Source organism: Bacillus sp. FSL W7-1346, from assembly GCF_038593335.1.
Taxonomy (GTDB): Bacteria; Bacillota; Bacilli; order Bacillales; family Bacillaceae; genus Bacillus; species Bacillus altitudinis.
Genome location: NZ_CP151988.1, coordinates 3,171,980 through 3,198,446, shown reverse-complemented (window position 1 = coordinate 3,198,446; position 26,467 = coordinate 3,171,980). Strand labels below are relative to the sequence as shown.

29 protein-coding genes are annotated in these 26,467 nt (G+C 39.1%); 27 read left to right on the top strand and 2 right to left on the bottom strand.

From position 1 onward, the window contains the following. Window positions 1-16: 16 nt before the first annotated feature. From NST09_RS16570 to NST09_RS16550, 5 genes are all read left to right on the top strand, one after another. On the top strand, window positions 17-1,483 hold the full coding sequence (locus NST09_RS16570) for an O-antigen ligase family protein (RefSeq protein ID WP_144683529.1): 1,467 nt from the start codon (window positions 17-19) through the stop codon (window positions 1,481-1,483). A 61-nt stretch (window positions 1,484-1,544) separates the two neighbouring features. Further along, the gene (locus tag NST09_RS16565) at window positions 1,545-2,222 is read left to right on the top strand and encodes a hypothetical protein (RefSeq protein WP_035389676.1); all 678 of its coding nucleotides are present in this window, start codon (window positions 1,545-1,547) and stop codon (window positions 2,220-2,222) included. A gap of 24 nt (window positions 2,223-2,246) precedes the next feature. After that, complete coding sequence (locus tag NST09_RS16560) at window positions 2,247-3,002, top strand: glycosyltransferase family 2 protein (RefSeq protein ID WP_135226382.1); 756 nt, start codon at window positions 2,247-2,249, stop codon at window positions 3,000-3,002. Beyond that, window positions 2,971-4,218, top strand: a complete 1,248-nt coding sequence (locus tag NST09_RS16555) for a glycosyltransferase (RefSeq protein ID WP_017368143.1) — start codon at window positions 2,971-2,973, stop codon at window positions 4,216-4,218. Before NST09_RS16560 ends, NST09_RS16555 begins: the two co-directional genes overlap by 32 nt. Before the next feature lie 134 nt (window positions 4,219-4,352). Continuing rightward, window positions 4,353-5,420, top strand: a complete 1,068-nt coding sequence (locus tag NST09_RS16550) for an MraY family glycosyltransferase (RefSeq protein WP_007499956.1) — start codon at window positions 4,353-4,355, stop codon at window positions 5,418-5,420. Between the two features lie 37 nt (window positions 5,421-5,457). On the opposite strand, the gene NST09_RS16545 is transcribed toward NST09_RS16550, so the two are convergent. Continuing rightward, window positions 5,458-6,555: an LCP family protein gene (locus tag NST09_RS16545; RefSeq protein WP_007499958.1), complete on the bottom strand. Its 1,098-nt coding sequence runs from the start codon at window positions 6,553-6,555 to the stop codon at window positions 5,458-5,460. Beyond that, window positions 6,540-7,208 (bottom strand): YigZ family protein, encoded by a 669-nt coding sequence (locus tag NST09_RS16540; RefSeq protein ID WP_017357860.1) that lies wholly within the window; start codon window positions 7,206-7,208, stop codon window positions 6,540-6,542. The genes NST09_RS16545 and NST09_RS16540 overlap by 16 nt, the downstream gene beginning before the upstream one ends. Window positions 7,209-7,429: 221 nt before the next feature. Between NST09_RS16540 and NST09_RS16535 the strand changes: the two genes are divergently transcribed. From NST09_RS16535 to secA, 22 genes are all read left to right on the top strand, one after another. Then, window positions 7,430-8,605 (top strand): sensor histidine kinase, encoded by a 1,176-nt coding sequence (locus tag NST09_RS16535; RefSeq protein ID WP_003213166.1) that lies wholly within the window; start codon window positions 7,430-7,432, stop codon window positions 8,603-8,605. Between the two features lie 64 nt (window positions 8,606-8,669). After that, the gene (gene degU, locus NST09_RS16530; protein ID WP_008348273.1) at window positions 8,670-9,359 is read left to right on the top strand and encodes a two-component system response regulator DegU; all 690 of its coding nucleotides are present in this window, start codon (window positions 8,670-8,672) and stop codon (window positions 9,357-9,359) included. A 211-nt stretch (window positions 9,360-9,570) separates the two neighbouring features. Beyond that, the gene (locus tag NST09_RS16525; protein ID WP_144683538.1) at window positions 9,571-10,413 is read left to right on the top strand and encodes a DegV family protein; all 843 of its coding nucleotides are present in this window, start codon (window positions 9,571-9,573) and stop codon (window positions 10,411-10,413) included. Between the two features lie 371 nt (window positions 10,414-10,784). After that, window positions 10,785-11,912: a DEAD/DEAH box helicase gene (locus NST09_RS16520; RefSeq protein WP_234898350.1), complete on the top strand. Its 1,128-nt coding sequence runs from the start codon at window positions 10,785-10,787 to the stop codon at window positions 11,910-11,912. A 64-nt stretch (window positions 11,913-11,976) separates the two neighbouring features. Further along, window positions 11,977-12,270, top strand: a complete 294-nt coding sequence (locus tag NST09_RS16515) for a competence protein ComFB (protein WP_008348267.1) — start codon at window positions 11,977-11,979, stop codon at window positions 12,268-12,270. After that, window positions 12,267-12,953 (top strand): ComF family protein, encoded by a 687-nt coding sequence (locus NST09_RS16510; protein ID WP_216942854.1) that lies wholly within the window; start codon window positions 12,267-12,269, stop codon window positions 12,951-12,953. The genes NST09_RS16515 and NST09_RS16510 overlap by 4 nt, the downstream gene beginning before the upstream one ends. A 56-nt stretch (window positions 12,954-13,009) precedes the next feature. Then, a complete protein-coding gene (locus NST09_RS16505; RefSeq protein WP_017357864.1) occupies window positions 13,010-13,429 on the top strand; it encodes a TIGR03826 family flagellar region protein in 420 nt (139 codons plus the stop codon). Between the two features lie 79 nt (window positions 13,430-13,508). After that, window positions 13,509-13,772, top strand: coding sequence for a flagellar biosynthesis anti-sigma factor FlgM (gene flgM / locus NST09_RS16500; protein WP_003213252.1), 264 nt, complete (start codon window positions 13,509-13,511; stop codon window positions 13,770-13,772). A gap of 18 nt (window positions 13,773-13,790) precedes the next feature. Continuing rightward, complete coding sequence (locus NST09_RS16495; protein WP_007499977.1) at window positions 13,791-14,273, top strand: flagellar protein FlgN; 483 nt, start codon at window positions 13,791-13,793, stop codon at window positions 14,271-14,273. Window positions 14,274-14,288: 15 nt separating this feature from the next. Then, the gene (gene flgK / locus NST09_RS16490; protein WP_216942853.1) at window positions 14,289-15,809 is read left to right on the top strand and encodes a flagellar hook-associated protein FlgK; all 1,521 of its coding nucleotides are present in this window, start codon (window positions 14,289-14,291) and stop codon (window positions 15,807-15,809) included. Window positions 15,810-15,817: 8 nt separating this feature from the next. Beyond that, window positions 15,818-16,729, top strand: coding sequence for a flagellar hook-associated protein FlgL (gene flgL, locus NST09_RS16485; protein WP_008348257.1), 912 nt, complete (start codon window positions 15,818-15,820; stop codon window positions 16,727-16,729). Between the two features lie 46 nt (window positions 16,730-16,775). Further along, entirely contained in the window at window positions 16,776-17,354 is a 579-nt protein-coding gene (locus NST09_RS16480) for a DUF6470 family protein (RefSeq protein WP_216942851.1), read from the top strand. 28 nt (window positions 17,355-17,382) lie between these two features. Beyond that, complete coding sequence (gene fliW, locus NST09_RS16475) at window positions 17,383-17,817, top strand: flagellar assembly protein FliW (RefSeq protein ID WP_025208061.1); 435 nt, start codon at window positions 17,383-17,385, stop codon at window positions 17,815-17,817. Beyond that, complete coding sequence (gene csrA / locus NST09_RS16470) at window positions 17,811-18,035, top strand: carbon storage regulator CsrA (RefSeq protein ID WP_008348252.1); 225 nt, start codon at window positions 17,811-17,813, stop codon at window positions 18,033-18,035. The genes fliW and csrA overlap by 7 nt, the downstream gene beginning before the upstream one ends. A gap of 164 nt (window positions 18,036-18,199) precedes the next feature. Beyond that, the gene (flaG, locus tag NST09_RS16465) at window positions 18,200-18,541 is read left to right on the top strand and encodes a flagellar protein FlaG (protein WP_191096372.1); all 342 of its coding nucleotides are present in this window, start codon (window positions 18,200-18,202) and stop codon (window positions 18,539-18,541) included. A gap of 20 nt (window positions 18,542-18,561) precedes the next feature. Beyond that, window positions 18,562-20,076, top strand: coding sequence for a flagellar hook-associated protein 2 (locus tag NST09_RS16460; protein WP_213407028.1), 1,515 nt, complete (start codon window positions 18,562-18,564; stop codon window positions 20,074-20,076). A gap of 17 nt (window positions 20,077-20,093) precedes the next feature. Then, entirely contained in the window at window positions 20,094-20,498 is a 405-nt protein-coding gene (gene fliS, locus NST09_RS16455; protein ID WP_008348247.1) for a flagellar export chaperone FliS, read from the top strand. Beyond that, window positions 20,495-20,836: a flagellar protein FliT gene (locus NST09_RS16450; RefSeq protein ID WP_008348246.1), complete on the top strand. Its 342-nt coding sequence runs from the start codon at window positions 20,495-20,497 to the stop codon at window positions 20,834-20,836. Before fliS ends, NST09_RS16450 begins: the two co-directional genes overlap by 4 nt. A gap of 13 nt (window positions 20,837-20,849) precedes the next feature. Beyond that, entirely contained in the window at window positions 20,850-21,230 is a 381-nt protein-coding gene (locus tag NST09_RS16445; RefSeq protein WP_008348244.1) for a hypothetical protein, read from the top strand. Between the two features lie 33 nt (window positions 21,231-21,263). After that, window positions 21,264-22,949, top strand: coding sequence for a methyl-accepting chemotaxis protein (locus tag NST09_RS16440; protein ID WP_342493127.1), 1,686 nt, complete (start codon window positions 21,264-21,266; stop codon window positions 22,947-22,949). 189 nt (window positions 22,950-23,138) lie between these two features. Further along, a complete protein-coding gene (gene raiA / locus NST09_RS16435; RefSeq protein ID WP_007499992.1) occupies window positions 23,139-23,702 on the top strand; it encodes a ribosome-associated translation inhibitor RaiA in 564 nt (187 codons plus the stop codon). Between the two features lie 198 nt (window positions 23,703-23,900). After that, window positions 23,901-26,426, top strand: a complete 2,526-nt coding sequence (gene secA / locus NST09_RS16430) for a preprotein translocase subunit SecA (protein WP_035701569.1) — start codon at window positions 23,901-23,903, stop codon at window positions 26,424-26,426. Window positions 26,427-26,467 lie beyond the last annotated feature (41 nt).

Below are 26,467 nucleotides of genomic sequence, written 5' to 3'. Positions count from 1 at the left end.
TAGGAGGAAAATAGGTATGAGTATGAAACAAACAGCATGGCAAATCATGATCGGATGTATGTTATTAGCAGCGGGTATAGGGCTTGTACAAATGGCATCCGCACAGCCTATCGGGTTAAAGAAGATGGTGGTCATTCCGGTTTTGATTGTGGTGCTCATAGCGGCTGCTATATGTATGAAGCTCTACATGAATGGTGAGCACATATTCATGTCAGCCATTTACCTTTTGATTGCATTAACATTTCTCAATAATGCTTTTTTCTCTATTAGTGTTGGGTTCTTTAGTCTCTTTCTCTACCGCATCATGCTCTTGGCTGTCTTTGCTTTATTCATATGGCGGATGAGAGACAAAGGAACGTACATATCCCAGTGGCAGCAAATTCGTGTTAAAGGCATTCTTGGTTTTTTCGCTGCATGGTTTCTTTACGGGCTCATCTCACTGCTTTGGGCTCATTCGGTCACAGACGGCCTGAAATATATGTCTCTTCTTGCGATGGGAATGGGTTTTGTCTTTCTTGTGGTCATGTACATTCAGCGAATGGATCAGATCGTGACTTTTTATAGTATTTGGCTAGTCATGACTGTATTTGTGATGGGAATCGGGTTCTATAATCACTTGACCTTGAATCATTTACCGAATACCTCATTGTATCTTGGACCAGCGTACAAACAGCACTATCCTACGGCTGTCTTCTTTAACCAAAATGACTTTGCGACGTTTTTATCTATTAGCTTTTTCTTATATGTGGCGTGTATGCGCCAAATGAAAAATGGTTATATCAAAGCGTTCGGATTACTAGGAGCCATCTTAGCGCTGTATCTCATTTTGTTAACAGAATCGCGCGCCAGCTTGCTTGGCATATTAGCTGGAGCGGTCATCTATGTATGGCTACTGATGCCTCGCTTTTTAAAAAAGTGGTCCATCATGGCAGCAGGCGGGCTTGGTATCATCTGTATCGCCATTTTTTCAGCCAAAATCTATTCTGTCTTTGATGACTTGTTTCTCGCTTCTCAGGTCGCTCATTCTTTTAGCGAACCACTTCCGTCCAACATTGCCCGGGCGAATTTAATCAAAAACGCCTGGCATTTCTTTACGAATTCATATGGCTTCGGAGTCGGAGCGGGCAATGTGTCTTATTACTTAGCTCACTTTTCTATCTTTGATACAGATCAGGTCGTCGAAGTTCACAATTGGCTGCTAGAGGTGATGACGAATTTTGGGTTTGCCGTCATGCTAGGTTATATCTCAGTGTATGCCTATCTCATGTTCTCACTGTACAAACAATACCAATTGGCTGACACGAGATCAGCCAAGATGATCATTGAAGGTCTATTTGCTGCCATGCTGAGCTTTCTCGTCTCAAGTATCAGTCCGAGTTCGGTCTCGAATTTATATTTCCACTGGGTGTTTCTAGGTCTAGTGATCGCAGCGGTCAATATCATGAAAAATAAACAGCGCTTCAAGCCGTGGGCAAACGTGTGATGCTGAGTTTGTATGGCTACACTAGTGAAAAAGCAAATACGTCAATGTTGGGAGAATGAGCATGTCTGGTTTTATGTTAAGAATAGGGAAGCGAATGAAAAAATATATCGTATGGCTTGTGCTGCTGCCCGTTGTATTGGCTGCTTTTGGTTTCTTTTTTGCCAAGGGGACAGTAGAACAGTCTAGTTACACAGCTGCTGTGACCTTGACGCTTGGGAAATATGACGACGGTGTGTATAACAATATGGAAGAAGTGACATCTCTATTAAAAAGTGATGCATTTCTGAATCAAGCACTCCGTGATGTAAAGGAAGAAGAAAGGCAGGATGTGAAAAATCGTTTGATTCTCACGAACCAGTCCGATACACAATTGCAGTTGTCGTTTACAGATGCTGATCAAGCTCGAGCTTTGGCGGTAGTGAAACAAGTGTCAGATACATTTTTAAAGCAGGACAAAGCCTTATTTACGAAAAGACAGCAAGTCATTGAAAGAAGACTATCCGCTCTTGAAGATGAATCTGTCAGCAATGACTCCAAAGTCGATAAAGAACGATTTTTATATGAATTGGAATCGACAAAGCTCGGGATGAAGCAGGCAAAGATTGTCGATCCTGCCCAAGTACTTGATGAAGGGAACAAAGGGATGTCAGCGAAAAAACGAGCACTGCTTGGACTTGTCATTGGCCTTAGCATCTCGCTTATGTTTGTGGTGTTACCTGAAGTGTTCAAAGAATCTTAATGATGAACTGGAGATGAGTCTTAGGTGAACAATCAACCGTTAGTATCAATTATTACACCGGCGTATAATGCGGAACGTTATTTAACGGATACAGTTCATTCCGTCCTTGCCCAAACCTATTCCAACTGGGAGCTGATCATTGCAGATGATTGCTCAACAGATGGCACAAGGAAGTTGTTAGGGGAATTAAGTCAGACGGACGACAGAATCAACGTCATTTATTTAGAGGAAAACGGGGGAGCCGCTATTGCTAGAAACACAGCCATCAAACAGGCGAAAGGCCGCTTTATCGCTTTTTTAGATAGCGATGATATTTGGAAACAGACAAAGCTCGAAAAGCAGGTCAAGTTTATGTTAGAAAATGATCATGCCTTTACTTTCACGGCATATGACATCATTTCAGAAAATGGAGAGCCGTTACAAAAAACCGTCACAGCGCCGGCTCAGTTGAACTACAATGAAGCTTTAAAAAATACGATTATCGGCTGTTTGACGGTGATGCTCGATCTTCAACAAGTAGGACACGTGGAAATGCCAAACATTCGAACAAGGCAGGACTTAGCCACATGGCTCTCTATTTTAAAAAAAGGATTTACTGCCTATGGAATGAGTGAGCCGCTCAGTGAATATCGCATCGTGGGAAACTCGATTTCTAGTAACAAGTGGAAAGCAGCGAAAAAAACATGGTTTGTCTATAGAGAAATTGAGCAGCTTCATTTTGTGAAAGCATCTTGGTGTTTTATGCACTATGCCACAAATGCTGTCAAAAAGCGTTTATAAACAGAAGGGAAAAAAGGTGATAAAGGTGAAAGCAGACTCGATCATACATGTGATTGTCGCAACGGGAGAATGGGGCCACGATGGCTTAAGGTACAGACGGCATCGACTGGCGGAATTTCTTGCATCTGATCCAGAAACGAAAGAGGTCATCTGGGTATGCCCATCTTCCACTCGTCATTCAACTCCCTTTCAGCCTATAACGGATCGAATGAAGCAAATGACCATTCCTGATGTGCTCAAGAGCAAGTTTTTTCGCTTTGGCCGTTATCAAGATATGTTTTATTTTCATAAATTATCTCCTCTTCTTGAGCATTTGCGTCAAGAAGAAAAGCAGGGCATAGCCGTCTGTTTATGGTATACGTTTCCGGGATTTCCGCTCTTATCTTCTTTATTTGAATGGAAACATATTGTGTATGATTGCAGTGACCTGTGGGGAGAGCCCATCAGCGGAAAAAACAACATTCTCTCTTATATGAGACAGCGAGTCATTGTAAAAGCTGAAAACCGCATTATTAAATATGCACACAGCATTACATGCTCTTCACAATACTTACATGATCAAATCAAAAAAAGGCTCATGGGTGAACCGAAAGATGTCTTTACAGTAGAAAATGGCGTCGAGTATGATGTGTTTGCAAAAAGCAACCTCCCTAGCAGGGAAGACGTGCTAGAGGGAAGAGAGGGAACGGTTCTTGGCTTTATAGGTGGGATCAAGCCGAAGCTCGATTTTGACATGATCGCTCAAGCTGCTCGAATGCAGCCAGATTGGACATTTTTATTTGTCGGTCCGGATGGAACGAATGGAGATCCATCTTTTCAGCATGCACTCAAACTGCCCAATGTCATATGGACAGGAGCAGTCGCACCAGAAGAAGTGCCTGCTTATATGAAATTAATTGATGTAGGGATGATGCCATACAAACAGTCTCCTTACAATCAAGCGGTTTTTCCGCTCAAGCTGTATGAATTTTTAGCTGCCGGAATCCCTGTTGTTGGTTTAAATCTTCCATCAACGGAAAGGCTAAAAGAGAATGATGTGTATGAATATGTAGAGGGCGAAGATCCAGCTCTCTTCGTCGAAGCCTGTCAGAAAGTGATCAGTAAAAAAGATGACATGACATGCAGACATCTAAGACAAAGCCGAGCAAAGAAAAAAGATTGGCACGCACTGTTCACAAACATGGTGGAATTAACGAATATTAAAGAAAACGCATAATTCATTCAGGATTGTGCGTTTTTATTTGTTTCTTCTTCTTAGGGGGAGCTTGTGATCATCCTATATTCAATTGTATAATGGAAAGAGCGGCCAATATACAAAATACAGATTTCAATTTAGAAGGAGACTGACCTATGGATTACGAACGCGCCTTATTAGCGTTTTTTGTCTCTCTGGCTACAGTTTTAATTGTGACACCAATCGTCAAAAAGTTTGCAATTAAGATTGGTGCAGTGGACCAGCCGAATAAACGAAAAGTTCATGATAGAGTAATGCCTCGAATGGGCGGTTTGGCGATTTTTATTGGGGTAGCGGCTGGAGCACTAGCAGGCGGGCTGTTTCTACATAATAAAATTACAGCTATATCAGTTGGCGCTGTACTCATCGTCATTTTAGGTATATTTGATGATAAATATAATTTAAGTGCAAAATTTAAATTTCTTGTGCAAGTTCTCGTTGCTTGCTTAATCGTGAGCACGGGCTTAAAAATGGACTTTTTCTCTGTTCCTTTCTTAACAGATCGACTGGAGTTAGGATGGATGGCATATCCCCTGACTGTACTATGGATTGTTGGGATTACAAATGCGATCAATTTAATTGACGGATTAGATGGACTGGCTGCCGGAATTTCGGTTATCGGTTTAACCACGATTGCCGTCATGGCATTTTCTGCGGACAAGATCCTGATTCTTTCGTTATCTCTTGTCGTCATTGGCAGTACCATCGGTTTTCTTTTTTATAACTTCCATCCAGCAAAAATATTTATGGGTGATACAGGGTCGTTATTTTTAGGCTATATGATCTCGGTCCTGTCACTTTTAGGATTGTACAAAAGTGTTACTTTGTTTAGTGTTGTTGTCCCTGTAATTATTTTAGGTGTGCCTATTTTTGATACGACCTTTGCGATCATAAGACGAATATTGAATAAACAGCCTATCTCAGCACCTGACAAATCACACATCCATCATCGACTGATGGCCTTTGGCTTATCACATCGAATGGCAGTGATTGTGATTTACATGATTGGTTTAGTCTTCAGCTTAAGCGCGATTTTGCTGACAAGTGCCACCATTTGGCTGTCATTGATCATCATCTTTTTACTGGTCATGTTTATGCAAGTTATCGCTGAAGTCACTGGTTTGGTGAACGAAGAGTTTAAACCATTTACGAAATTCTACAAACGTATGGTCAAAAGACAATAAAAAACAGCCCGCTTCCAAGGAACGGGCTGTTTTCCTATTATTGTCCTGATGTGCTGGTCGAAGGGGCCTGGGTATCGGCTGACCCTGTTGCATCAGAAGATGAATCGGTTTGTGTATTTGTTTCAGTTGAGGACGATGACTCAGCAGGAAGCTTTAAATGCGTCCTTAACTCATTTTGCACCTCAGCCAAGTTGGTTTGATCTGGCTCAAAGAAGTATGTTCGATTTGGTCCTAAATAAAGGTCTGATCCTTTAATAGATAGTGTTTCAGTATCGTCTCCTTTGAAACCACTGTAAATTTGCTGTAGAGCAAGTCCTTCTGTGATGCGGAAGTTGGTTGTTATATGATCACTTACTTCTTTTGCGATATTATCCACGTTTGCAATGTTATGAGGTTTCGCCATTTGATCAATCATGGCACGTAAGATTTGTTTCTGACGATCGTTACGCCCGAAATCACCACGTGGATCTTGTTTTCTCATTCGCGCATAAGCAAGTGCCTCTTCCCCGTTTAAATGCATATTCCCTTTTTTAAAGTAAATCTTTTTCGATTTTTTGACGTCACTTTTTTCATTGAAGTCAAATGGAACGTCTATATCGATTCCCCCAACTTCATCAATGACATCCTTAAAACCGTCAAAGTCCACTGTTGCATATTTGTCAATTGGGATATGCAAGAATTGTTCGACAGTTTCAATCGTTTCGTCTTTACCGCCTTTAGCAAATGCCGCATTGATCTTTACTTTATTTCCCGTTGTGTCACTAGCAAGCTGTACTCGTGTGTCACGGGGGATACTGACCATTTTCATCGTTTTATCCTGAGGATTAATCGTTGCGACGATGAGTGAATCTGAACGGCCGTGATCACCATTTGTGGCGTAATCCTCTATACCAACAAATAGGACAGAGAAAGGTTTTTTCTTTATATCAATGACAGCATCACGGAGTTTCGATTTCTCCCCACGCTCTAATTCATCATAAGTTTTGTCAGCAGCCTGGAGTGTATTCACAATCTTATAAACTGCAAATCCGCCCATGCAGATGAAGAGAAGCAAAAATAAGACCAGAATCCGTTTGAAAATCTTTTTCTTCTTACTCTTTTTCTTTCGTACACGCACTTTTACTCGTTGTGCCATTCATCTGTCTCCTTTATCGGACCAACGTCCTTTTCTAAATAAATCAATTCGCCTTCTTTAGTAACACTCTTTCCATTCGTTAACTCAGTCATCCATTCAATGAACTGCTCTGTTTGTGTTTCTTCTACATACGTTTCAAAAATCACATCTTCTGCATAATGGATGTCTTTTAGCTGAAAAGATGAGGCTCTAAGCTCATTCTCTACCTTTCCAAGCCATGTATAATCTATTGTTGTGTGCATCGTACGCATTAAACAGCGTTCTACCATACCAACATGATTAATTGCTTCAGACACAGATTTTCCGTATGCGCGAATTAATCCACCGGCACCTAGCTTAATACCGCCGAAATAACGAGTGACGACAACAACTGTATCTTTCAGCTTGCGTTTTTTAAGCACTTCAAGCATGGGTACCCCTGCCGTACCGCTTGGTTCACCATCATCATTTGCTTTTTGAATCAGATCATGTTCACCGATCAAATAGGCGGAACAATTATGAGTGGCGTTCCAATGTTGTTTTTTTATGGATTGTATAAAGGCTTGTGCTTCTTCTTCTGAGACAGCACGTTGTATATGACAAATAAAACGTGATTTTTCAATGACGATCTCATGCTCGCCACGGCTTTTGACTGTGAGATAGCGGTTCAGCAAAAGACATACCCTCCTGACAAGCAAATTGTAAGGCTAGAGAAAATTTGCATTGGTTTTAGAATTTTACAGCGTATTTTGTTATGATGATAGGAGCGGAAAAAGGGTCGTCATAAAAATTTCATGATTTATACGCATTCTTTCATTATAATTCGACATAAAATGCAGATCAATGACATTTATAATAAAAAAAGATGACATCACTGTTACGGGAGGGAAAAGCCATGACAACACCTAAAATGGATCCGAAGTTATTGGATTCAATCATCATGAAAATGCTAAGTACAGTTGATGGCAGTAAGGACGAAGTATTTAGAATCGGCGAACAGTCCCGTCAACAATATGAAAGCCTAGTAGAAGAGCTCAAGCAAATTAAACAGCAAGTCAACGAAGTAATTGATTTTGGGGATAAACTAGAAGTACATACGAGACATGCTAGAAATCGATTATCTGAGGTCAGCAGAAACTTCAACAAATTCAGCGAAGAAGAAATACGAGAAGCCTATGAAAAAGCACATAACCTGCAAGTAGAATTGACCATGATCCAGCAGCGCGAAAAACAGCTGAGGGAAAGAAGAGATGATCTCGAAAGACGATTGTTAAGCTTACAAGATGTCATTGAACGTTCAGAAACGCTTGTGAGCCAGATCACGGTCGTCCTCAACTACTTGAACCAAGATTTACGTCAGGTCGGTGTTTTACTTGAAGATGCTCAGGCAAAACAAGATTTTGGACTAAGAATTATTGAAGCCCAGGAAGAAGAGCGCAAAAGGGTATCACGAGAAATCCATGATGGACCTGCTCAGATGCTGGCAAACGTGATGATGCGTTCAGAACTAATAGAACGGATTTTTAGAGACCGTGGAACAGAAGAAGGCTTTAAAGAAATTAGAAGTCTAAGACAGAATGTGCGAAATGCACTGTACGAAGTGAGAAGAATCATTTATGATTTAAGACCGATGGCTTTAGATGATTTGGGTCTCATTCCGACACTGCGAAAATACTTAAACACAATTGAAGAATATGATGGAAAAACCAAAATTACGTTCCAGTGCTTAGGTGATACTGAAAGCGAAAGAATTGCTTCTCAATTTGAAGTGGCACTATTTAGACTAGCTCAAGAAGCTGTCACAAATTCTTTAAAGCATTCTGAAGCTGAAGAAATCTCTGTGAAGGTTGAAGTGACGAAAGACTTTGTCACCTTAATAATCAAAGACGATGGAAAAGGCTTTGATATGAAGGATGTTAAAACAAATAAAAACAAATCTTTTGGGTTACTTGGTATGAAAGAGCGCGTAGACTTACTAGAAGGTAAAATGACCATAGACTCAAAAATAGGTCTAGGGACATTCATCATGATTAGAGTACCGTTAACATTACAAAATAAAATTGTAAAATAGAGACAAAAGACATATTGACCATAAAGTTCAGGTGTAGAACAATAAACATGGGGAGGCGTAGCTTGTGACTAAAGTAAATATTGTAATTATCGATGACCACCAATTATTCCGTGAAGGTGTCAAACGGATTTTAGATTTTGAACCTACTTTTGAAGTAGTTGCAGAAGGAGACGACGGTGACGAAGCTGCACGTATCGTAGAACACTATCATCCGGATGTTGTCATTATGGACATTAATATGCCGAATGTAAATGGTGTGGAGGCTACAAAACAGCTAGTAGAGCTTTATCCCGAATCAAAAGTCATTATCCTATCTATTCATGACGATGAAAACTATGTGACACATGCATTAAAAACAGGAGCAAGAGGCTACTTGTTAAAAGAAATGGATGCAGACACCCTCATTGAAGCAGTAAAAGTAGTAGCTGACGGAGGCTCTTATTTACATCCGAAAGTCACTCATAACTTAGTAAATGAATTCCGACGCTTAGCAACAAGCGGCGTTTCAGCACATCCACAGCACGAGGTATATCCTGAAATTCGCAGACCACTTCATATCTTAACAAGACGTGAATGTGAAGTTCTTCAAATGTTAGCTGACGGAAAGAGCAACAGAGGTATTGGTGAGTCGCTCTTTATTAGTGAGAAAACAGTCAAAAACCACGTGAGTAACATCTTGCAAAAAATGAATGTAAACGACCGTACTCAAGCTGTTGTTGTAGCAATTAAAAACGGCTGGGTAGAAATGAGATAATGTTCCGGACAAGTACTCCTTTTTCGCCTGTTTTTAGTTCTCTCACATTCAAGTTAGAGAGCAATGATAGGCAGGTAAGGAGTCTTTTTCGGATATAGCGGGCTTGCCTATTGATTAGGCAAGCTTTTTTGATTAGTATTATAAATCTAGTGAAAAACAATGATCATTCTTTTTTAAAAAGCAACTTAACGGATAAGGAAGGTATTTAAGAATGAAAATAGCCGTTGTAACAGACAGTACTGCTTATATACCACAAGAACTACGTGATAAACATCATATTCATATGATCCCTCTGAATGTCATCTTTGGTACTGAATCATACCGTGAAGAAGTAGAAATGGATTGGAAGACATATTATGAAGAAGTCAAGAAACATAAAGATCTTCCAACAACCTCTCAGCCTGCTTTCGGTGAACTTATAGAATTATATGAAAAACTTAGCGAAACATATGATGCTGTGATTAGTATACATCTGTCAAGCGGAATTAGTGGAACATACAATAGTGCGGCCTCAGCAAATGAACTAGTTGACGGAATCGACATTTATCCGTTTGATACAGAGACTAGCTGTATGGCGCAAGGTTTTTATGTGTTAGAAGCTGCTGAAAAAATCCAAGATGGTGCTTCTCCAGAAGAAGTGATTTCCCATCTCAATTATCTGAAAGAAAATCAAAGAGCTTATTTTATGGTAGACGATTTAATTCATTTACAACGAGGCGGCAGATTAAATGGTGCTCAGGCTTTTATTGGAAGCCTCTTAAAGGTAAAGCCTATCTTGCATTTTGACAACAAGCTAATTGTCCCTTTTGAGAAGATTCGTACACGCAAAAAAGCCATTTCACGTATTTTTGAATTATTTGATGAAGATGCATCACGTGGTGTTCCAATGAGAGCAACTCTGATACATGGTAATAGAGAAGAAGAAGCAGATGAATTAATTGCGCACTTATTAGAAAAGTATCCTCATGTTGAATTTTATAAAAGCTACTTTGGTGCCGTGATTGGCACTCATCTAGGCGAAGGCTCTTTAGCACTTGGCTGGATCATCAGATAGATATCAAAATCCCCTTTTCTCATGGAAAAGGGGATTTGTTTTTCTATTTTTACAATTAGACGAAAGGCCTTCTCTTTGTACATAATGGGTCAACATGAATGGAAAGGTAGTGCGTGAAATTGAATCTGGAAAAAGCATTGGAACTCAGTCACAAGCTACAATCAAGGCACCTTCTTCCTGTTGAATGTCAATGTACACAGTCCGAATTGGAGTGGCTGGAGAATCAAGGATTTATCCATAGAACACCTGCAGTCGATAGGGTGGCGAGTGGTTTGATCTGCTGCCGGTGCGGTGTATCAAACATGCGCTACTTTGCCCTCTCTCCGTGTGAAACATGTAAAAAAGACTGTGTATACTGTAGATCCTGCATCATGCTGGGAAAAGTAAGCGAATGTGGCTTTCTCTACGAATGGACGGGTCCACAAAAGAAAGACACAAGACAAGTTGAATTAACATGGCAGGGGGAGCTTTCTAAAGGGCAAAAGAGAGCGTCCGATAGGCTAGTAGAAGCAATCCAAAACAAATTTGATCTGCTCGTTTGGGCTGTTTGTGGTGCGGGGAAAACGGAGGTGCTTTTTCATGGAATAAAATATGCGCTAAATAACGGAATGAGTGTTTGTATTGCGACGCCTAGAACCGATGTTGTACTTGAGCTTGAACCTCGAATGAGAAAGGCATTTCAAGGACTGAATATAGCTGCACTTTATGGCGGGAGTTCTCAAAGATTTCAAATGGCGCCGCTTATGATCGCTACAACCCATCAGCTAATGAGATATAAAAACGCCTTTGATGTCCTCATTGTAGACGAAGTCGATGCTTTTCCTTATTCAATCGATGAACGGCTTCAGTTTGCTGTTTTAAAGTCAATGAAAAAAACAGGAGTTAGAATTTACTTAAGTGCCACACCATCTAAAAAAATGCAAAAAGATGTTGCTCGTAGACAATTAGAAGCGATCAAAATTCCTCTGCGCTTCCACCAAAAACCGTTACCTGTCCCAACATTTCAATGGGTTGGAGATTGGAAAAAGAGATTAAAAAGAAATCGGCTTCCAGCATCTACAATGAACTGGCTGCATGAACATATCACAAAGAAAAAAAGAGTGTTACTCTTTGTTCCTTCTATTTCTACTATGAAGAAGGTAACTCATATTCTTCAAGGTCAAGATGTAAATGTACAGGGTGTTTCTGCGGATGATCAAGAAAGGAAGCAAAAAGTCCAGCATTTCAGAGATCATAGATACGATGTATTGGTTACAACAACTATTCTAGAAAGAGGCGTTACCATTCAAGATGTTCAAGTGGGCGTCTTAGGTGCGGAATCTCCTATTTTTACAGAAAGTGCACTTGTTCAAATTTCTGGTAGAGCAGGGAGACATCCAGATTTTTTTAACGGAGACGTGTACTTTTTTCATTTTGGTTTAACGAGAAGTATGAAACAAGCAAAGAAACATATCGTAAAAATGAATAATACAGCTGAAAAAGAGTTTTCTGAAAAATAGTGTGGGTTCAACTAAATCATGGTACATTATATTCACAAAACACAAATGGCAGGAGAGACAAAATATGCTACTCAACGCAAAAGAAATACTACTTAAAGAAATTCTCTATCAATATCTCAATCAATTAAACATGATTTGTCATTGTGAAAAATGTATAGAAGATGTATTAGCCATTTCTCTAAATCAAGTGAAACCGCAATATATAACAGATATCGATAAAATATCCTACAGTAAATCCGAGATGGTGGATAAACAGAAAAATACAGCGATGCTCGTCATTCTGACAGAAGCTGCTTCAACGGTCACTACATATCCAAGGTGCGAAAATCATTTGCCGTTGAACAAAGAAAAGCGTTGATTTGTCCAATTTGTGAGAGTCATTTTGTGGCTGATTTTACATGGAAATCATTCCTACTATTAAATGAAGATCGTTTATGTGTAGCATGTAAGAACCACCTGATGAAGATTCAAGGTCCTACTTGTCCCAAATGCGGAAGAGCGCAATCAAATGATCAATTGTGTCAAGATTGTTCAAGGTGGAATAAACGACGGGATTTTGCTGAGATTCTTGTAATGAATCGGTCTGTTTATGCTTACAACGACTTTATGAAAGATATTCTAGCTCGATTTAAATTTCGAGGTGATACGGCTTTAGCTGATCTATTTAAAAAAGATGTACAGTCAGCGTTTAAACGTTCTTTTTCAATCAAAGAACCGGTGCTTGTCCCAATTCCTTTGAGTAAAGAGAGATTAAAGGAAAGAGGATTCAATCAGTCAATGATGCTTGCTTCCATGATTGGCGGACCTATATTGGAGCCACTTATAAAAGTACATCAAAGGAAGCAGTCAAAGAAAAGAAAAAATGAACGTTTACATCAACAGAATTTGTTCCAATTAAGGCAGTCAAACCCGATCGTTCTAAAGGATATCATATTAATCGATGATATTTATACAACTGGGGCGACAGTCTATCATGCAGCAAAAATTTTAAAAGACGCAGGCGCCAAAAGTGTTTCCTCTTTTACGTTGATTCGTAGTTAAAAATCATGACAATCAACCGATATTAAGAAAAGAAAATAACGTAAGGGGTTTTGGTTATGAATCAATTGGCAAACTGTCCACAATGTAATCAGTTATTTTTAAAAACCACCATCCAAACGGTTTGTAACAAATGCTTTGAAGAAGAAGAACGTTCTTTTGATATCGTTTATAAATTCTTGCGTAAGCAAAGTAATAGACAATCAACCATTGCTGAAATAGTAGACGCAACAGAAGTTGATGAAGAATTAATCCTGAAATTTATCCGTTTGAAAAGACTTCAAATTAGTCAATTCCCGAATATCAACTATCCTTGTGAAAGATGCGGCCAACCGATCAGGAAAAACAAGCTGTGTAGCCATTGTGAAAAGGATATAAAGACACAAATCAGCCAAATGGACCAAGAAGAAGAGCGTAAAAGGGAGATTGAATCTAGGAAAAAAGACACCTATTATGCCATTAATCCTAAAAACGACTGATTCCCTAAACTAAGTTGCAGTTTGGTCGATAAAATGGATAGAATCAAGACAGACTGTAACGGAAAGCGAGAGGAATCCCGTGAAAATTAATCGATATGGAACACAACCAGTAAATCCTTACAAGAAAACATATGAGAAACAAACGTTGCAATCGAATCAAGCAAAATCAACTGACAAAGTCGAAATTTCTAAAAAGGCAATCGAAATGCAAAAGGTGCCGAATATCATGAAAGAACGTCAAGATAAAATAGACCAAATTAAAAAAAGCATTGAAGCCGGAACATATCAAGTAGATACAAAAGGCATTGCAGATAAAATGCTGAATTTTTATAAACAACAATAACAAAAGGGAGTAGCGTGAATGTCAGTAAAAATAATGATTGAAGAACTGCACCGTCTCTACGGATTACATGAACAGCTTCTAAAGCTGTCTAAGAATAAAACAGAAATGCTGAAAAATAATGAGATCGATGCTCTTTCAGAGGTTCTGAACCTTGAGCAAAAATATATTCAGGCCATTTCACAATTAGAAGAAAAGCGGATTGAAGCAGCAGTTCAATTTTTACAAAGTGATCAATCGCCGACAATCACCGCATGTATCGAAAAAGCTACAGGAACGGATCAAGAAGAGCTTATTTCGTTATATGAGAAGCTGAATGACATCATGGTGGAACTGAAAGATGTAAACGAACTGAACAAACAGCTTATTCAGCAGTCACTTCAATTTATTTCACTGACATTCGATCTTGTGAATCCTAACAAAGAAAATATGAATTACGGACAAAATGGTCTTGAGAGTTCAAAGCCTAAACAGCATAGGGCTTTGTTTGATTCAAAGGCGTAAACAAGGAGGATATCTATGGGTTCTACATTCATGGGACTAGAAACGGCAAAAAGAGGAATCACAGCCCAGCGTGCAGGGCTTTATGTCACATCAAACAACGTATCCAATGCAAATACTGATGGCTATTCAAGACAGAGAGTTACCTTTAAAGCAGAGAATCCTTACCCAGTGATTTCTGTTTATGATGGCAAGACATATGGCCAAATGGGGACAGGTGTCCAAGTTGGAACTGTTGAAAGAATTCGAGACAGCTTTTTAGATCTTCAGTATAGAGATCATAACAATAACTTGTCTTATTATGCGACGAAGTCTGATGCTCTTTCACAAATGGAAGGAGTGATGAATGATTTAACAGATGAAGGCTTGAATAGAGCCTTTGATAATCTCTGGAAATCATTACAAGTCTTATCAGAATCGAAAAATGCTGATACTGCTTCAGCCCGTACAGTTGTTAAGACAAGTGCTCAGGCTTTAGTAGATCAATTCCGCCTGCTAAATTCTTCTTTAACAACGATACAAAAGAATTTAAAAACTGAACTCGATTCAACGGCAAAAAATGTGAACACCATATTAACTCAAATTGATGAAGTGAATAAACAGATTGCAACAGTTGAGCCAAATGGTTATCTTCCCAATGATCTTTATGATACGCGAGACGCTCTTATAGATCAGCTTTCCTCACTTGTTGATATTAAAGTGAGCTACAACCCTTCTGGAGGAAATGCTCTGGAAATTGCTGAAGGAACCGTTAACATCGACATTATCGGTGCTAATGGGCAATCTGCTGGAACAATTTTAAATGGCATTACCAATGAAAAATCTGAATTGCAACTTTCCTATGATAATACGACAGGACTTGTTAACTCACTCCAATTTGGAACGACAACCATCGCAGCTGATCAATTACAAGTGAATGGTAAAGTAAAAGCACTTGTTGAGGCGTATGGCTATATGTCTAATGGAGATGAAAAAGGCATGTACCCGGATATGCTTGCTGAGCTGGATGAAGTAGCAAAAGTATTTATGGATACTTTTAACGACGTCCATAAGCAAGGGTACACGTTAAATGGCACAAGTGGACAAGACTTTTTCGATATTGAGAATAACAATGATTTGAATAAAGGCTTGGCAGCACGTATCAAAGTGAGTGACGTGATTTTAGCATCGACAGATAACATTGCTGCATCTCTTAATCAAACGCAAGGTGATGGTTCGAATGCTACGAAATTAGCTAATATTCAAAACTTAAAGCTGCCAATCGGCGGAACTACCACTACGATTCAGGATTACTATCAGAATGTTATTGCTGAAATGGGGATACAAGCTAAAAAGAACATGACCCTTGAAAGCAGTTCAGCTGCTCTTGTGAATTCAGCCAATGAACGCAGGATGTCAACTAGTGCTGTATCTATAGATGAAGAAATGACGAACATGATTCAATTTCAGCATGCGTATAATGCAGCAGCAAGAATTATGACGATGCAAGACGAAGTATTAGATAAAATAATAAACGGCATGGGAGTCGTAGGAAGGTAGGGTAACTGATGCGAGTCACGCAAAGTATGATTTCTCAAAATTCACTTCGAAATATTAGTAAAAGTTATGAAAAACTCTCTAAAATTAATGAGCAGGCACAGTCTGGAAAACGTTTCACAAAAACGTCTGATGATCCTGTGGCAGCAGTGAAAAGTCTTCAATATAGTACAGCCATGTTTCGAAATGAGCAATACCAAACTAATTTAAATGAGGCACGAAACTGGATTGATACATCTGAAACAAGTGTCACTGAAATCATTGATATCATGTCAAATATAAGAGATAAAGTACTCGATGCGGCCAATGGAACAAAACAGCCAGAAGATTTAGCTGCTATCGGAGTGGAAATTGGTCAGATGAAGAATCAAATCATTGATGCAATGAACACGCAGATGTTAGGTAAGTTTGTTTTTAATGGGACGAATACCAATGTTAAACCAGTTGTAGAGAATGCAGATGGTACGTTTACATTTAACTTTGAAAACTATACAGATGCAAACGTGGTTCAGTCGAACATTTCTGATGGAATCACATTAAATGTGAATTCAAATCCTCTTTCAGCTTTTGGTGGGCAATCTGCCAGTGGTCAAAATGTCATTGAAATGCTGACTGATTTAGAAAACTCATTAAAAAATGGAACGTTTACAAATTCAGATGATGCATTAGGAAATATCGATCAGTTTAAAGAAGTGATGAGTGCTGAGCGTTCAGATCTTGGGGCTAGATCCAATCGTATCGACTTAGTCGGGAGCCGTTTGACTTCGCAATTTGAAGTGCTGAAAAAGGCTAAATCAGATGCCGAAGATGTAGAAAGTGAAAAAGCCATTCTTGATCTTCTTCAACAAGAGACTGTGAATAGAGCTGCTTTAGCGACGACAGCTAAAGTGATTCAGCCATCCCTTGTCGATTTCTTAAGATAAGAAAAAGCATCCGTTGGGTGCTTTTTTGCATCATGGAGGTGAACCTATGCAAATCCCTAGATTGTTAATGGAGCAAACTTATGCAAAGCTGCAAATGTCGACAACCCCTTCCAAGCAAGAAGTAGAGCAGCCAAGAGCGGATCTTGACATTCAGCAGCCAAGAGCTGTCATGAATATCACAAGGACACCGTCGAAATTAACCATAGATCAAACCGAGGCATTTGCTGATATGGATATTAAGTCGATTTTTAGGCGTTCAGAGGAATGGGCGGCTGAGGGGAAACGTGCGATTGGAGAAGGAATGGGGCGTAGAGCGGAAGAAGGAAGTGAACTCATCAAGATCGAGAATGGTGGGAATGCGATTGCTGAGTTTGCGAAAATCAACGGCAGTCCTCCAGCAAAACAATTCAACATCGGTGTGATTCCTTCATTTTTTAGTGTAAAAATTCACTATCAGCCATCTGAACTTAAAATTGATGTGGAGCCACAAAAAGCTATTATAGAGGCAACACCTCATAAACCAATTGTTAACTACCAGCCAGGTAAAGTTCATATTGATATGTTACAATTCCCAGAATTAAAAATAGAAGTTGACGAAACAGGTCAAAATGGTGATAAGGTATAGTTAAGAAAAATGAAAAAGGTCGTGAATTATGATCATTCAAACAAAATACCATGGTGAAGTGACGATTAAAGAGGAGCAAATCATTCACTTCTCTAATGGGATACCAGGATTTCTGGATCAAAAACAATTTGTCATTTTACCTTTATCAGAGGAATCCCCATTTTTAGTTCTTCAATCTTTGAAAAATGCAGAACTAGGCTTTATTGTCAGCAGCCCATTTTTGTTCTTCAATCAATATGAATTTGACTTAGAAGAATCGGTTGTAGACATTCTTGGGGTAGAAGATGCCAATGATGTGGAAGTCATGGTTATTTTAACAATGGGATCTTCTATTGAAAAAACGACAGCCAATTTAAGAGCGCCTATTATTGTGAATCGGAAAAACATGAAAGCCAAGCAGGTCATTTTGCATGATTCAGCCTATCATACAAAACATTTGCTAGAGGTGGCTTCCTCATGTTAGTTCTATCTCGTAAATTAAATCAATCGATTCAAATAGGCGACGATATTGAAGTTAAAATTATTGCGATTGAAGGCGATCAAGTAAAAGTCGGAATTGAGGCTCCTAAGCATATTGATATTCACAGGAAGGAAGTATACCTGTCTATTCAAGAAGAAAACAGCCGTGCTGCTAGCTTGTCCTTCGATTTACTTTCTCAATTATCCTCACAAAAAAAGTGAGGATTTTTTTATCCTATTTGTCTTTAAACCTCCGTTTAAAATCATTTCTATATAGGGGTATGACACCATCTATATGAAACTTTAACAAATCGGTCCATCTATATTTAATTTAATAATTCAAAGCCGATATAAAAGATAGATTAAAGCACAGGAGCTGAATAACTATGTCTGTTGGTAAGTTGACTTCGCTAGAGCCACTGATTGATGCATTTCAAACCCGTGTTACGAATCATCAAAATGACAATGTAAACACTGATTTACAAGCAAATGGAAAAGTCGTTTCAAAAGAAGAAATTGAGAAAACGCTTCAAGGAGCAAATAAGCTGATTGAACCTACTCAATTTCATCTTCAATTTGAATTACATGAAAAACTCAATGAATATTATGTCAAAGTCGTAGATAACCAAACCGAAGAAGTCATTAGAGAGATTCCTTCCAAAGAATGGCTTGATTTCTATGCGGCAATGACAGAGATTGTCGGTTTATTTGTCGATAAAAGAATGTAATTGAAGGGAGATCATAAACAATGGTTAATCGAATTACTGGATTTTCAAATGTATTTGATATTGATGAAATCGTCTCAAAGCTAATGAAAACTGAGCAAGCACCACTTGATAAAATGACACGTCAGAAACAAACACTTGAATGGCAAAGAGACAGCTACCGCGAGGTCAATTCAAAGGTCAAAGAATTAGATGATCTCATTAACAAACTAAATTTAACATTACCAAGTACTTATGGCGCAAAAAAAGTCACAAGCTCCAATGAATCTGCTGTCACAGCAACTGGCTCAACAAATGCTTCTTCTGGCTCGATTAATGTGACCCAATTAGCGACAGCATCCGTATTCAAATCTTCTAGTACATCTGGATTTACTGCTTCAAACGGTACGTTTACGTTTGAGGTGACGACACCAGATTCTACAACACCAAAAACAGTGACCATTAATACCACTGATACAGATACCCTTGATACAATCGTGACAAAATTGAACAGCTCTCAACTTGGTGTCACGGCTTATAAAGGCCAGATCTTTGATGGAACCAACTACGTAGATACGATCGCTCTGACTTCGCGTACGACTGGTGAAGGTGTCAGTATTAAGGCGGCAGATGGTAATTCTGCTTCATTTTTAACGCAACTAGGCTTCCAAGTGGATGGAGATAACAAATTAGTTGCCACCACTCAAGGACAGAAAGCGCAATACGAAATTAATGGTCTCAAAATGGAAAATAACAATAATACCTTCACGCAGGCTGGTATCACATATGAGCTGAAAGGAACAACAGATAAGCCTGTCAGCTTGAACGTTTCAACAGATGTCGATGCCATCTTTGATAAAATTAAACAATTTGTTGATAAATACAATGAACTTGTTGAACAGGTCAATGGTAAAGTGAATGAAAAACGAAACAGAGACTATTATCCATTAACGGCTGAAGAGAAAAAAGCCATGTCTGACAAAGAAGTCGAGCTATGGGAAACAACAGCTAAGTCGGGCTTGTTGAGAAGTGATTCTATTTTACGATCAGGTACTGCTAAATTAAGAAGTGATTTTTATGCCGAAATTACGACAAGCGATGCGAATAAAATTCAAATCACCCAAATCGGCATTACTACATCATCGAAATATAAAGATGGTGGAAAGCTTGAAATTAATGAAGAAAAACTAAGAAAAGCCATTGGAGAAGACCCACAAAAGGTCAGTCAAATGTTTATCTCTGGTTCTTTAAATGTCGATTCTAAAGACAAAGACAAAGCACAGCAGCAATATAAAGAACAAGGAATCATCTATCGTGTCAAAAATTCTTTAACAGCCTATACAAAGAGTATTCAAACAAAAGCTGGTAGTACAACAATGGAGCTAAAAGAATACGGACTTGGTAAGGACCTTGATTCTTTGACCCAACGAATGAGTACATTCCAAGATCGTTTAAAAATGGTGGAAGCTCGTTACTACAAAAAGTTTAACGCCATGGATAGTGCGATTCAAAAGCTAAACAACCAATCTGGCTATCTTTCTCAACTGCTTGGACAATAATTGGAGGTTTATAACATATGGCAATTCAGAACCCTTATGCCGCCTATCAGAAAAATTCTATTGAGACCGCAACACCGGCCGAGTTAACGCTTATGCTTTATGAAGGATGCTTAAAGTTTATTAGACTAGCAAAGCATGGCATTCAAAAAGAAGATGCTGAAATGAGAAACTTGAACCTGAAAAAGGCTCAAAACATCATCCAAGAATTAAATGTCACCTTAAATCGTACGTATGATGTATCAAAGAGCATGGCAAGTATGTATGACTACATCTATCGAAGACTGATTGAAGCCAATCTGCAAAATGACGAAGAGATCCTGAATGAAGTAGAGCAATATGTGACTGATTTCCGAGATGCTTGGAAGGAAGTCATTCAAACCGATCGAAAAGGGCGTCACCACTCTATTGGGGGATCTCTATGAGTATTGTGGACCAACTGCATGACCAAACGTTAAAAATGGCAGCGGAAATAGAGGCCAACCCGCAAAGCGAAACACTCGTTGAAGACTTTGATGCTTTTTTAGTTGAGAGAGACGAACTAATGAGAGACATTCAACATGAGCTTTCCGTTCAAGAAAAAGAGAAAATCAAAGAAATCATTCAAACAGATCAACTGATGGCCAAGCAATTAACGGAAATTCAAAATGGAATCAAGGCAGATATTCAAGCCATTCAACGTAAGAAAACAAAACAGTTGAATTATCAAAATCCGTATCAGCCCATGACAAGTGACGGCGTATACTACGATAAACGGAAATAAATAGGTGAGACCTGTGGCGTATCGTTCAGATGACTATATTTTATTAACCACATATTATGACCTTCTATATACGATAGAAGAGAGTCTAAAATATTTAGATGAAATTGAGAAGGATTTCGCTAAAACAGAAGGGGATCGGATCTTTAATGATCTGATCCATGCCTTCTTTCATTTAGAGACAACACACCCGCTTCTGCTTTCAATTATTGAAAATGAGCACTTTGCCAAGACGATTCGATCGTTTGACCAAATTTTTTTAAGTTTCGATATACTAGCTTTCTATACATTCCCTTCAAATCACTTCCAGTCATTCCTTACATCATATTTTATACCTGAATATAGAAAGTGGATGGATGAAATACATGCCTGTATGAGGCCGTATGTCATTCATTAATTTTTGTTCAATTCAGACCATTCGGAGGAATTTATGAGACTAAAAAATCAATTTTTATTTGGGCTTATTGTCATATGTATATTGTTTGTCAGTATTTTAGGATTTTCTAGCTTTATCTACTACAAAACAGATCAATCGTATAAAGCACTCCTCACCAAAGAAGTGAAGCTGTACCAGACCTCGCTGGAATTAGAAGCACTGCTGCAAAAACAGGAAGCACAAATTAAAACGTATGTGGTTGTGCAGGATAGGAAAGTCTCACAAAATATTGAAGATACCTATGTTGATATTAATAAAAAAACAGGTGATGCTTTAAAACTGAGTACAGTCAAACAAGCAAAAAAATTGTTAGAAAAGATTTCTCAGAAGAATGAGCTTTACTATGAATCCACGAAAAGGCTATTTATCTCATTGAATACCAACAACCAAAAAGAATTTAACACCCGCCTCAGTCAAGAATTACAACCTATCGAACAAGAAATACATACCTTTACAAAAGAATTTGCTCAAACACAATTGAAACAGCGTGATCAAAAAATCAGTCAGCTCAATGAAGAAAGTAACCAATTATTGCTGACGCTTATTCTCGTTAGCGCAGCGATTATAGTCGGCTTTTTAGTCATTGGCACAAGGTTTGTTCATCGTATGACAAAACCGATTGTCTCTGTCACACATGCAGCAAGAAGAATGGCAGATGGTGACCTCACACTTGAAGAGATTGAAGTGACCTCTAAAAATGAAATTGGCCAGCTCGGTACGGCTTTTAACCAAATGACAGCTCATTTGCGTCAGCTCATCCTACAGGTGCAAAATGGATCAAGGCAATTAGCTGATTCTGCTACGCAATTTGAAGAAACCATCAGTCAAACCATATCGGCTAGTGAACAGACGTCTAGCTCGATTGAACAGGTCAGTGAAGCTTCACGTGAACAATCGGATGCAGTAGGAAAAGTAGCTTCTTCAATTCAAGAAGTTTCGACTGGTATGCATAATGCGGCTGAACATACGTCTGATGTTTCGGGTCACTCAATTTCAGTGACTGAAAAGGCTGAAGAGGGCGCATCCCTCATTCAACAATTTGTGAAACAAATGAGTTCTATTAAGGAATCTGTGAATGAACATCATTCTACAATGGCCAATGTACAAGTACAGTTTACCGGCATTCAAGACCTGCTGGGGAATATTCATGCCATTGCAGATCAGACAAATTTACTTGCTTTAAACGCAGCCATTGAAGCAGCAAGGGCTGGGGAACATGGACGAGGTTTTGCGGTTGTTGCAGATGAAGTCAGAAAGCTGGCGGAAGAATCAAGTCAGCTGACTGATCAAATTAGTCAGTTACTCGCCAACGTGAACAAAGATACTGAAAGATCGTCTCAATCTATGACGAAAGTGGAACGAGATGTAGCAGAAGGTGTGAAAGTATCGCAATTGTCTGAACAGAGCTTTCAAGAAATTCTGGAATCCATCCGTGATATCTCGATGAAAGCAGAGGAGCTTTCTGCCACGACAGAGCAAATCTCAGCTAGTACAGAAGAAATTTCTCAAACAATTGGTGTGATAGAAGAAGGAGCCAAGCGAAATTCTGAGGAAACAGAGTACATGTCGGCGGCTGTTGAAGAATCACTAGCGGCGAATGAGGAAATGAAAGCAGCTGCGGAAGATTTAAAATCTTTGTCTCAATCACTGAAAACATCTATTTCATCTTTCAAGATTTAACAGTGCGATGGTCTTTTTCAAGAATCAATCGAATATATATTCATCACCTATCAAGTAAAAGCTGAAGCACCGCAGGATTCGACAAATTTCAATAAAAATTCACATTTTTTTTACGTTTGAGCAGGAGAAAAGGAGGGAAAAGTAGAAATAAGTTTACATATCCTTAATTTTAAAGGAGGCGTTCTTTACATGAATTACAATGTCCGAGGAGAAAACATCGAAGTAACACCTGCACTAAGAGATCATGTCGAGAAAAAAATTGGAAAGTTGGAGCGTTATTTTGAGTCAGATGTTGATGCTTCAGTCAACGTGAACTTGAAATTTTACAACGATCAAGAATCTAAAGTTGAGGTTACCATTCCAATGACTGATCTAGCACTTCGAGCAGAGGTGCATAATGAGGATATGTACAATGCAGTAGACCTAGCAACCAGTAAATTAGAACGTCAAATTAGAAAACATAAAACGAAAGTGAACCGTAAATTCCGTGAGCAAGGTGCGAAAAAGCATTTATTTGCTGGAGGAAACGGTGCTTCCGAAGTAGCAGTTCAAGATGACGAAGAAATTGATGAAACAGAAATCGTCAGACAAAAACGCTTCAATCTAAAACCAATGGATAGCGAAGAGGCCATTCTCCAAATGAACATGTTAGGTCACAGTTTCTTTGTCTTCACAAATGCTGAGACAAATTTGACCAATGTGGTATACCGCCGAAATGACGGTAAATACGGACTCATTGAGCCGAACGCTTAATCATTCGTTCCTTTTGATCCGAAAATGACCTAAAAAAAGTAAACCCGTTCCCTTCATAAGGGGCGGGTTTTTTGTGCTAAATCATTGCAAATTCTTTGGAAATCAAGGAAGGTATGGTATGATAAATGCAGGTAAATATGGACCTGTCAAACTTTTGGACATGCCGAAAAATTGCATGAAATAGAGGAGCGTTATTATATGCTTGGAATCTTAAACAAAGTGTTTGATCCTACGAAACGTACGATCAGCCGATATGAAAAAAAGGCAAATGAAATCGAAGCTCTCGCTCAAGATTTCGAGAAATTATCTGACGAGGCTTTACGAAATAAAACGATCGAATTTAAAGAAAAACTTGAAAAAGGACAATCTGTAGACGACCTTTTGGTTGAAGCATTTGCAACGGTTCGTGAGGCTTCCCGCCGCGTGACAGGAATGTTCCCATTTAAGGTGCAGCTCATGGGGGGGATCGCCCTACATGAAGGGAATATCTCTGAGATGAAAACAGGTGAAGGGAAAACGTTGACATCAACGATGCCTGTTTATTTGAATGCTCTTTCTGGAAAAGGCGTCCACATTGTGACAGTCAACGAATATTTGGCAAGCCGTGATGCAGAGGAAATGGGCAAGATTTTCGAATTTCTTGGATTAACGGTTGGCTTGAACTTAAACAGTTTAGACAAAGATGAAAAAAGAGAAGCGTACGCTGCTGATATCACGTATTCAACAAACAATGAGCTTGGCTTTGATTATTTACGAGATAACATGGTGCTGTATAAAGAGCAAATGGTTCAAAGACCACTTCATTATGCCGTCATCGATGAAGTTGACTCCATCTTAATTGATGAAGCGAGAACACCTCTTATTATTTCTGGACAAGCTGCAAAATCGACGAAACTTTACGTACAAGCAAATGCCTTTGTTCGTACGTTAAAAATAGAAGACGATTTCACTTATGATATTAAAACAAAAAGTGTACAGCTGACTGAAAGCGGAATGACGAAGGCGGAAAAAGCATTCGGCATTGAGAACTTGTTTGATGTCAAACATGTCGCTCTTAACCACCATATCGCGCAGGCTCTTAAGGCACATGTTGCGATGCAAAAAGACGTTGATTATGTTGTGGAAGATGGTCAAGTCGTCATCGTTGACTCCTTCACAGGACGTTTAATGAAAGGACGTCGCTATAGTGAAGGTCTGCACCAAGCCATTGAAGCAAAAGAAGGTCTTGAAGTGCAGAATGAAAGCATGACACTTGCAACCATTACGTTCCAGAACTACTTCCGTATGTATGAAAAGCTATCTGGTATGACAGGTACAGCGAAAACGGAAGAAGAGGAATTCCGTAACATTTACAATATGCAGGTTGTCACAATCCCAACCAATAAACCGGTTGTGCGTGATGACAGACCTGATTTAATTTACCGCACAATGGATGGCAAATTTAAAGCAGTAGCTGAAGACGTCGCACAGCGTTATATGACAGGACAGCCGGTCCTTGTCGGAACTGTTGCGGTTGAGACATCTGAATTAATTTCAAAACTGCTTAAAAATAAAGGCATCCCTCATCAAGTGTTAAACGCGAAAAACCATGAGCGAGAAGCACAAATTATTGAGGAAGCTGGACAAAAAGGTGCCGTCACAATTGCGACAAACATGGCGGGACGTGGAACAGACATCAAGCTTGGCGAAGGTGTGAAAGAACTAGGCGGTCTTGCTGTTATTGGGACAGAGCGTCATGAATCACGCCGTATTGATAACCAGCTCCGTGGTCGTTCTGGTCGTCAAGGAGACCCAGGGATTACTCAATTCTATCTCTCAATGGAAGATGAATTGATGCGCCGATTTGGTGCAGAGCGGACAATGGCGATGCTTGATCGCTTCGGTATGGATGACTCTACTCCAATTCAAAGTAAAATGGTTTCAAAAGCTGTTGAATCTTCTCAAAAACGTGTTGAGGGGAATAACTTTGATTCCCGTAAGCAGCTTCTGCAATATGATGATGTTCTTCGTCAACAGCGTGAAGTCATTTACAAACAGCGTTTTGAAGTCATCGATTCTGATAACTTGAAATCGATTGTGATCAATATGATTCAATCGTCTATTGAGCGGGCTGTTGGATCTTACACGCCGAAAGAAGAACTTCCAGAAGAATGGAAACTAGATGGTCTTGTTGAATTAATCAACACGAACTATTTAGATGAAGGTGCCATTTCGGTCAAAGATATCTTCGGTAAAGAAGCAGATGAGATCACTGAATTCATCATGGAGCGGATTAAAGAGAAATATGATGCAAAAGAAGAGACATTTGGCGATGAACAAATGCGTGAATTTGAAAAAGTCATCGTTCTTCGTGCAGTAGATTCGAAGTGGATGGATCATATCGATGCAATGGATCAGCTGCGTCAAGGAATCCATTTACGTGCATATGCACAAACCAATCCGCTTCGTGAGTATCAAATGGAAGGATTTGCGATGTTTGAGCATATGGTCGCTTCAATTGAAGATGACGTCGCTAAATATGTGCTAAAATCAGAAATCCAAAACAACCTAGAACGTGAAGAAGTCGTTCAAGGACAAACAACTGCTCATCAGCCTCAAGAAGGCGATGAGGAGAAAACAGTGAAGAAAAAGCCAGTGCGTAAAGTAGTGGATATCGGAAGAAACTCACCATGTCACTGCGGAAGCGGCAAGAAATATAAAAATTGTCATGGGAAGACAGAATAAGTAATGGAAAGAGGTGAAAACCTCTTTCTATTCATGTCAGC